This window comes from Vibrio hepatarius (genome assembly GCF_018860525.1).
Classification (GTDB): Bacteria; Pseudomonadota; Gammaproteobacteria; order Enterobacterales; family Vibrionaceae; genus Vibrio; species Vibrio hepatarius_B.
On record NZ_JAHKPM010000039.1, the window covers coordinates 132,441 to 141,095 of the forward strand.

General features: G+C 41.1%; 7 protein-coding genes. 1 reads left to right on the forward strand and 6 read right to left on the reverse strand.

The features are described from left to right. Window positions 1-75: 75 nt before the first annotated feature. Entirely contained in the window at window positions 76-837 is a 762-nt protein-coding gene (locus KO511_RS11435) for a DeoR/GlpR family DNA-binding transcription regulator (RefSeq protein WP_215987550.1), read from the reverse strand. Between the two features lie 432 nt (window positions 838-1,269). On the opposite strand from KO511_RS11435, the gene pykF reads away from it, so the two are divergent. Further along, a complete protein-coding gene (gene pykF, locus KO511_RS11440) occupies window positions 1,270-2,682 on the forward strand; it encodes a pyruvate kinase PykF (protein ID WP_215987551.1) in 1,413 nt (470 codons plus the stop codon). A gap of 103 nt (window positions 2,683-2,785) precedes the next feature. Here pykF and KO511_RS11445 read toward each other — a convergent pair whose 3' ends face one another. From KO511_RS11445 to epd, 5 genes are all read right to left on the reverse strand, one after another. Further along, window positions 2,786-3,478, reverse strand: a complete 693-nt coding sequence (locus tag KO511_RS11445) for an oxidative stress defense protein (RefSeq protein ID WP_215987552.1) — start codon at window positions 3,476-3,478, stop codon at window positions 2,786-2,788. A gap of 244 nt (window positions 3,479-3,722) precedes the next feature. Further along, a complete protein-coding gene (gene mscS, locus KO511_RS11450) occupies window positions 3,723-4,589 on the reverse strand; it encodes a small-conductance mechanosensitive channel MscS (RefSeq protein ID WP_215987553.1) in 867 nt (288 codons plus the stop codon). Between the two features lie 296 nt (window positions 4,590-4,885). After that, the gene (gene fbaA, locus KO511_RS11455) at window positions 4,886-5,962 is read right to left on the reverse strand and encodes a class II fructose-bisphosphate aldolase (RefSeq protein WP_215987554.1); all 1,077 of its coding nucleotides are present in this window, start codon (window positions 5,960-5,962) and stop codon (window positions 4,886-4,888) included. Between the two features lie 145 nt (window positions 5,963-6,107). Continuing rightward, the gene (locus tag KO511_RS11460; protein ID WP_215987555.1) at window positions 6,108-7,268 is read right to left on the reverse strand and encodes a phosphoglycerate kinase; all 1,161 of its coding nucleotides are present in this window, start codon (window positions 7,266-7,268) and stop codon (window positions 6,108-6,110) included. A gap of 146 nt (window positions 7,269-7,414) precedes the next feature. Next, on the reverse strand, window positions 7,415-8,455 hold the full coding sequence (gene epd, locus KO511_RS11465; RefSeq protein ID WP_215987556.1) for an erythrose-4-phosphate dehydrogenase: 1,041 nt from the start codon (window positions 8,453-8,455) through the stop codon (window positions 7,415-7,417). Window positions 8,456-8,655: the final 200 nt, after the last annotated feature.

The following is an 8,655-nucleotide window of genomic DNA, read 5'->3' on the forward strand; positions in this document are numbered from 1 at the left end:
AATTATAGCCAGCTGTAATTTATAAGTTTTAGGGGCTTAGCTAACATGAGTTCAGTCCATTAATTGTCTCATATATTAGGCACAAAGCACTTTGACACCATGAGACTCAATATTTGCCTTTAATTCAGGCTCTATGTCTTTGTTTGTAACTAAAACATCAATGGCAGCCCAAGACAGCTCCAAATTAGGAATTTTTCGACCAATCTTTTCAGATTCAACCATAACAATCACTTCACGCGAAACCTCTGCCATCACTTTACTCAGGCCAACCAATTCATTAAATGTCGTCGTACCACGTTCTATATCCACACCGTCTGCACCAATAAACAATTGGTCAAAGTCATATGATCGTAGTACTGACTCAGCGACTTGTCCTTGAAAAGACTCAGAATGTGCATCCCAAGTACCACCCGTCATTAATAATGTTGGCTCACTTTCTAATTCACTTAGGGCATTAGCAACGTGCAATGAGTTAGTCATAACAACCAAACCACGCATCCCATTAAGCTGTTCTATTAATGATGCCGTCGTATTACCACTGTCAATGACTATCCGATTATGCTCCCGGATCAGCTTAACTGCCGCCTGCGCCAACTCAATCTTACGAATCGAAACTTTATTACTTAACTCATCATTGACCACTTCTTTAGGTAAAGCGATGGCTCCACCATAGCGACGTAAAAGCTGGCCATTTTTTTCCAAAGAAGCAAGATCCTTTCTAATCGTGACTTCGGATGTCTCAAATTGAATAGAAAGTGATTCAACGCTGACTTCACCTTTCTCATTAACCAAATGAGAAATCGTATGCCTTCTTAGTTGAGTGTTTCGCTTTGACATTTAATTCAAGCCAGTAAGTTTCAAATCGAAATAAATTATAATCAATTCGAAATATTAAAGTCTATTTATTTCTAGCTAAAAAATAAAAAATAGAGCCAAAAGCTTGTTCTAAGACAATTGTTAAGCAGTGATATTGAAATAAATCAGTGGTAGAATTTGCCACCGAAAAGAAAAAAAATTACAGAATTGAAGGTTAGTTTTGTATGCCTAGTAGCATATATTATGGGGTAGTTACGATTTAAACGCGTATTGCCACACAAGTTTGGTCATAAAATGACTAAATGCATTGAAAGACTTTCAGTTCTGAAGTCGACGATAACATTGATGTTCTCTTAATATATAAAAGGCTCCAACGCCAAGTAGGCACCCTCGACTTCAACCAGATAAATGAAATTTCAAATTGTAACTATTATCGACCGGAGAATATCTTCCATGAAAAAGACCAAAATCGTATGTACGATTGGCCCTAAAACTGAATCAGTTGAAAAGCTCACTGAACTAGTCAATGCGGGTATGAATGTCATGCGCCTGAATTTCTCTCACGGAGATTATCAAGAGCACGGCGATCGTATTGCAAACTTCCGCAAAGTAATGGAAACATCTGGTAAGCAACTGGCTATCTTGCTGGATACTAAAGGACCAGAAATTCGCACCATAAAACTAGCAGAAGGCAAAGATGTTAATTTAGTCGCTGGTCAGGAATTTACTTTCACTACAGATACTTCAATCGTCGGTAACAAAGATAAGGTTGCCGTTACATACTCTGGTTTTGCGGCAGACCTTAATGTTGGCAATACTATTCTAGTCGACGATGGCTTAATCGAAATGAACGTTGTGGCTACGACTGAAACTGAGGTTAAATGTAAAGTCCTTAACAATGGCGCTTTAGGTGAAAACAAAGGCGTTAACTTACCTGGTGTTTCTGTCAATCTACCAGCACTGTCTGAAAAAGATAAAAATGACCTTAAATTTGGTTGCGAGCAAGGTGTTGACTTCGTTGCAGCCTCATTTATACGTAAAGCATCTGACGTTAAAGAGATTCGCGCTGTATTAGCAGAGCATGGTGGTCAAGATATTCACATTATCTCTAAGATTGAGAACCAAGAAGGTGTCGACAACTTTGATGATATCCTTGAACAATCTGACGGCATTATGGTTGCCCGTGGCGATTTAGGCGTTGAGATCCCTGCTGAAGAAGTCATTTTTGCACAGAAGATGATGATCGAAAAATGTAACCGTGCACGTAAAATGGTCATTACAGCGACTCAAATGCTTGATTCTATGATCCACAATCCACGCCCAACTCGTGCAGAAGCTGGTGACGTAGCGAATGCGGTAATGGATGGTACAGACGCAGTCATGCTATCGGGTGAAACTGCAAAAGGAAAATACCCTGTTGAAGCAGTAACCATCATGGCTCAAATCGCCAATCGCACAGATACTGCGCTAAAAGCAGAGCTTGGTTCTCGTTTAGACAGCCCTCGCTTGCGTATCACTGAAGCGGTATGTAAAGGAGCTGTAGACACAGCAGAAAAGCTCGCAGCGCCACTTATCGTTGTCGCAACAAAGGGAGGCAAGTCAGCACGCTCAGTGCGTAAATACTTCCCAACAGCTAATATCTTGGCTTTAACCAATAATCCAAAAACAGCGGCTCAATTAGTACTCACTAAAGGTGTTCGACCTGTTTTAGTCGACTCAATTAATAATACAGACGCTTTCTATATCTTAGGTAAAGAGCTAGCCCTTGAATCTGGTTTGGGTAACAAAGGCGATATTGTAGTTATGGTATCCGGTGCTCTCGTTGCATCAGGCACCACAAATACTGCCTCTGTGCACGTATTGTAACACTGGTACTAAAGTGAGTGATACAAAAGAGGGTTCTGCATCTTCTTTTGTATCGACTATTTTACGTCTAACCTTCTAATCCCTTTAAACGAGATGAAACGCTTTAATCTAGCTTATATATCACATCAACACGATCGCGAATCACAATCGTAGAGTCTTGGTAAGTGTTGGATTCTGCTCTAGTATCCATCGCCATTGAACGCGTCAAAACAGGCTGATTATTAGGGGCATTGTAATCTACACGCCAAACACCACTGATTTCTTTATCGAAACCTGAAGCGAGTGATTTTGCTTTTTCATTTGCATCTTTAATCGCAGCCTGCCTCGCTTGCTCTTGGTATTTAGCCTGCTCTTTAACCTTAAGCTGAACATTTTGTACTTGGTTAATACCTGAACTCAAAGCAACATCTAAATACTGATTAAGATTAGATAACTGGGTAACCGTTACATTAACAGTACGCGAGGCTCGATATCCAACTAATTCAGGTTGACCATTTTTCGGGTAATGATATTGAGGAGCTATATAAAGATTTGAGCTACTAATGCTGTCATCACTCATGCCCTGCTCTTTCAACTGAGCTAGGAAATCAGTAACCACTTTATCCACGGTTTGCTTAGCCTGCTCTGCTGTCATGGTTGTTTCTACCACTCGCACAGTAAACTCAGCCATATCCGGCGTTGCGATAACTTCACCATAACCCGTGGTTTGTAAATGGGGAAAATCAGGCGAACCTGCATACACACCAATACTGACAAGACTTAAAACGATGAAAAGTAGGCGAGACTTGATCTTCATTATTATTTCCCTTAATTAACTTGTTTCATACATGATAACGTCTAGATATGACTTGAGGAACCCTGTTGCAGGTTCTGACACAATTTTGACCAAACACTCACTCAACTGTCCCTGTAAGCTTTTAATTAACAGCGACAAATTAAATTCTTTGCCCTTCCTTAACTAGAGATGCTGGTATAACTCATGGATCATAGATGAAAGTGTTATAGCGAGACTAAGTCTCGCTTCTCTAGTGTAAACTTTACTACGATTCTACCTTGTTAAGGTGAATATCCATTTGTGGGAATGGAATATCTATATTCTCTTTATCCAGACCTTCTTTAATCGCTTGCATCAGATCAAAATATACATCCCAGTAATCCGTTGTTGTGACCCAAGGCCTAACTACAAAGTTGACCGAGGAATCCGCAAGTGCATGTACACCAACCTTTACCTCAGGGTCTTTTAAAATACGCTCGTCCGCTTGGCAAATATTCATCAGCAATTGCTTAGTTTTTTGCAAATCCGCACGGTAAGAGACGCCTATCACCAAGTCAATCCGTCTAGTCTGATGGCGAGAATAGTTAGTAATAGGCCCACTGATAACACTACTATTGGGCACAACAACCATTTTATTATCAGGTGTAGTAAGAACCGTTTGGAAAATCTGAATCGATTCTACACTACCACCAACACCGGCAATTTCCACAAAGTCCCCTGACTTAAATGGACGAAAAGCAACAATCAACACACCAGCTGCAAAGTTAGATAACGAACCTTGTAAAGCCAACCCAACCGCTAAACCTGCAGCACCGATTACCGCAACCACAGAAGCAGTCTGCACGCCGATTCGACTCAAGGCCGCAATCAAAACAATGGTAAAAAGCAAGTAACGAACTAACGTATGGATAAAATCAACCACCGCTTTGTCCATTCTTTTCTTATTTAATACCTTAGTAACACCATTGGCTACCATCTTGACAACAATGCTACCAATGAAAAATATCAGAATAGCTGAAATCACGTTCACTCCATATTGGATCAGCAATTCTGAGTGTTCATTTATCCACGTTCCAGCTAATTCTAAGCCATTAATAATTGGAGTTTCGATTTTCCCAACCTCTCCTGACATAGCCTATCCCCTCTCGCAATGGTGCCACACAGATACCTTAAATCCAGCATAAAGGTAACGATTAATTTTTGACCGAACCCTGATGTAGAGTATCGACACTTACCACTAATAACTCTATTTTACAGTTGCTTATAAGATCGAGCATGGGTTAGCTCGTTAAAGATATGTAATAGTGCCATTTTTCGCCATTGTTTTTAGTGCGCCTGACCTCATCAATCACTTAAATTATCCACAAACAAAAAAACCTGCTCATAAAGAGCAGGCTTTAACATCTACCAAAGTACAAAAATGTAAGGTTATAGTACGTCGACTGCGTTTAGGTCAGTAAAGGCTTTTTCCAAGCGTTTAACCATTGATTCCTGTCCTTTACGCAACCAAACACGTGGATCGTAGTGCTTTTTGTTCGGTGCATCTTCACCAGTAGGGTTACCAATTTGTCCCTGTAGATAATCATAATTATCTGCAGCATACTGACGAATACCGTCCCAAGTAGCCCACTGAGTATCAGTATCGATGTTCATTTTAATAACACCGTAGCTGATCGACTCTTGAATTTCAGCTTCTGAAGAACCTGAACCACCATGGAATACAAAGTTTAGTGCGTTAGAAGCAAGACTAAATTTCTCTGCACAGTAAGCTTGTGAGTCACGAAGGATAGTAGGTGTCAAAACCACATTACCTGGCTTATAAACACCGTGCACATTACCAAAAGAAGCCGCGATAGTGAATCGGTGACTTATCGCAGTCAATTTCTCATACGCATAAGCAACATCTTCTGGAGAAGTATATAGCTCAGACGCGTCCATGTCTGAGTTATCAACGCCATCTTCTTCACCGCCTGTACAACCTAGTTCAATCTCTAGCGTCATATTCATTTTCGCCATACGCTCTAGATAGTTAGCGCAGATCTCGATGTTTTCTTCAAGAGGCTCTTCCGATAAGTCAATCATATGAGATGAGAACAGTGGTTTACCTGTTTGAGCAAAAAATTCTTCACCAGCATCCAGCAAACCATCAATCCATGGCAGAAGCTTCTTAGCAGCGTGATCCGTGTGAAGAATAACAGGTACACCATAAGATTGAGCCACGGCATGAACATACTTTGCACCAGCGACAGCACCCAGAATTTGGCCACCTTGACCTTCTAGTTTAACACCCTTGCCTGCAAAGAAGGCTGCGCCTCCATTAGAGAACTGAACAACAACGGGTGCTTTCACGTTTGCAGCGGCTTCTAATACTGCATTCACAGAATCAGTACCAACTACGTTTACTGCTGGAAGAGCAAAATTGTTCTCTTTTGCTACTTCAAAAACTTTTTGTACGTCATCACCAGAAATCACACCTGGTTTTACGAAATCGAAGATCTTAGACATGGCGTCATCCTATTTATCTATCGTTTTAAAACAAAACTTATTAGTTTAAATTCTTGCAAACGTTTGCTACAACAAAGGCACATTTAAGTAAAAAGCATTATACGCAGCAAACACGAAAGCGGGAAAACCTCCCACCTTCAATAAATCATTTAGAGCGTGCTTCCAACATTTCTACCGCAGGAAGCGCCTTACCTTCAACAAATTCAAGGAAAGCACCACCACCGGTAGAGATATAAGACACATCAGCCTTAATACCAAACTTATCGATTGCCGCTAGAGTGTCACCACCACCAGCCACTGAGAAGCCCTCAGACTGAGCAATAGCATCAGAAATACCTTTGGTGCCCGCTTCAAAGTTCTTAAATTCAAACACACCGACAGGGCCATTCCAAAGAATAGTCTTAGCATTTCTAAGAATTTCTGCCAACTCCGCCGTTGAATCAGGGCCTAGGTCGAAAATCATATCGTCATCAGTAACATCTGCGACATTTTTAATTTCAGCTTCTGCGTTCTCGTCAAAAGCTTTTGCGCAAGCGACATCAGTTGCAACAGGAATCGCGCACTCATCCATCAGTTTTTTTGCCGTATCAACTAGGTCTGCTTCGTACAGAGATTTCCCAACATTGTGACCAGCCGCTGCGATAAAAGTATTGGCAATACCGCCACCAACAACAAGTTGGTCTGCCACTTTAGATAAAGACTCAAGCACAGTCAGTTTGGTGGATACTTTTGAGCCACCAACAATGGCGACCATTGGTCGAGCTGGTTTATCCATTGCTTTCGCTAGAGCGTCTAGCTCATTGGCTAGCAGAGGCCCGGCACATGCGATTGGTGCATGCATACCAACACCATGGGTTGAGGCTTGTGCGCGGTGAGCAGTACCAAAGGCATCCATTACGAATACATCACAAAGAGCGGCATAAGCTTTAGACAGCGCTTGTTCGTTTTTCTTTTCACCTTTATTAAAGCGGACGTTTTCAAGGACAACTAGCTCACCTGAATTTAGCTCTAATCCATTGAGGTAATCTTTCTCTAACTTAACTTCACAATCTAACGCATCGTTTAAGTAATTAACAACCGGTTGTAGAGAGAACTCTTGTGCATACTCGCCTTCGGTCGGGCGGCCAAGGTGAGATGTCACCATTACTTTTGCACCAGCTGCAAGACAATGCTTTATCGTGGGTAAAGATGCTAAAATGCGTGCATCAGAAGTCACTTTGCCTTCTTTTACTGGAACATTAAGATCAGCGCGGATAAATATACGTTTACCTGCTAGGTCCAGGTCAGTCATCTTGATTACAGACATGATGTGTCCTCTCAATATTAAAAATAAAATTTTTTCGGTTCGGTATTTAACCCAACCCAGTCGTTATTCAAACTCACTTAGATATGGAGATTACCAGCATTTATTTCAAGGCCAAAAATAAATACCTCTCCAGATGTATGTTATACCTATTTTGCCGTATGCATCGCCATTGCAGTATCTAACATACGATTGGCGAAACCCCATTCGTTGTCACACCAAACCAACATTTTCACCAAATGACCGTTGCTGACACGGGTTTGTGTCCCATCAACAATCGCGCTATGAGGGTCATGGTTAAAATCAATCGAAACGAGCGGAGCTTCAGTATAGTCAACAATTCCTCTTAATGTACACCGAGAAGCATTAAGTATGGTTTGATTTACGTCATTAACTTTCACGTTTGTATGAACGGTGACACTTAAATCCATCGCAGTCACATTTACTGTCGGCACTCTGACAGAAATTGCTTCAAACTTGTTAGAAAATTTCGGGAAGATCCTTTCAATACCCTTATGCAACTTTGTATCTACGGGAATAATTGATTGGCTAGCTGCTCGTGTTCGTCTAAGGTCTGTATGATAAGCATCGATGACTTGCTGATCATTCATCGATGAATGAATAGTAGTGATTGTGCCAGACTCAATGTCAAACGCATCATCTAACGCTTTAATAATTGGCACGATACAATTTGTAGTACATGACCCATTAGACACGACCTTGTGATCAGCTTTTAGAGTGTCATGATTAACGCCATAAATAATGGTATTATCGAGGTCATGAGAGCCTGGATGTGAGAACAACACTTTCTTCGCGCCCGCTTTAATGTGTTCTTGGCCATCAGCTTGTGTTCCAAACACACCAGTACAATCTAAAACCAAATCAACTTCAAGATCACGCCAAGGCAATAAATTTATTTCAGGCAGGTGCAGTATACGAATGGAATCAAATTCACCAGTACCTTCGTAGGGTGCATCATGGTGGATATATATGTGCTCTTGGTCGTTAGTGATTTTTCTACCAAATCGTCCATGGCTAGTATCATATTGCAGAAGGTGAGCCATCGCGTCAGGTTGGGCTAACTCATTAACAGCGACTACTTTAATTTGTTGATTTTTACCGCTCTCATACACCGCACGCAGTACGTTACGACCGATACGGCCAAATCCATTGATCGCCACTTTTAGCATGATCCATCGCCTTAAATCATTTTCGTGTCACAAATATTACCTGATAGATGTATAAATCGCATCTAGATAATAGGATCTGGCACCCATTTGCAGTCAAGTTTCGTTCAAAATAAATACCGAGCCCTTGTAAATAGAGCTCGGCTACTTATATACCAGAGCTATTAATCCAATAACTCTTTTGCTGTGTTAACGACATTTTC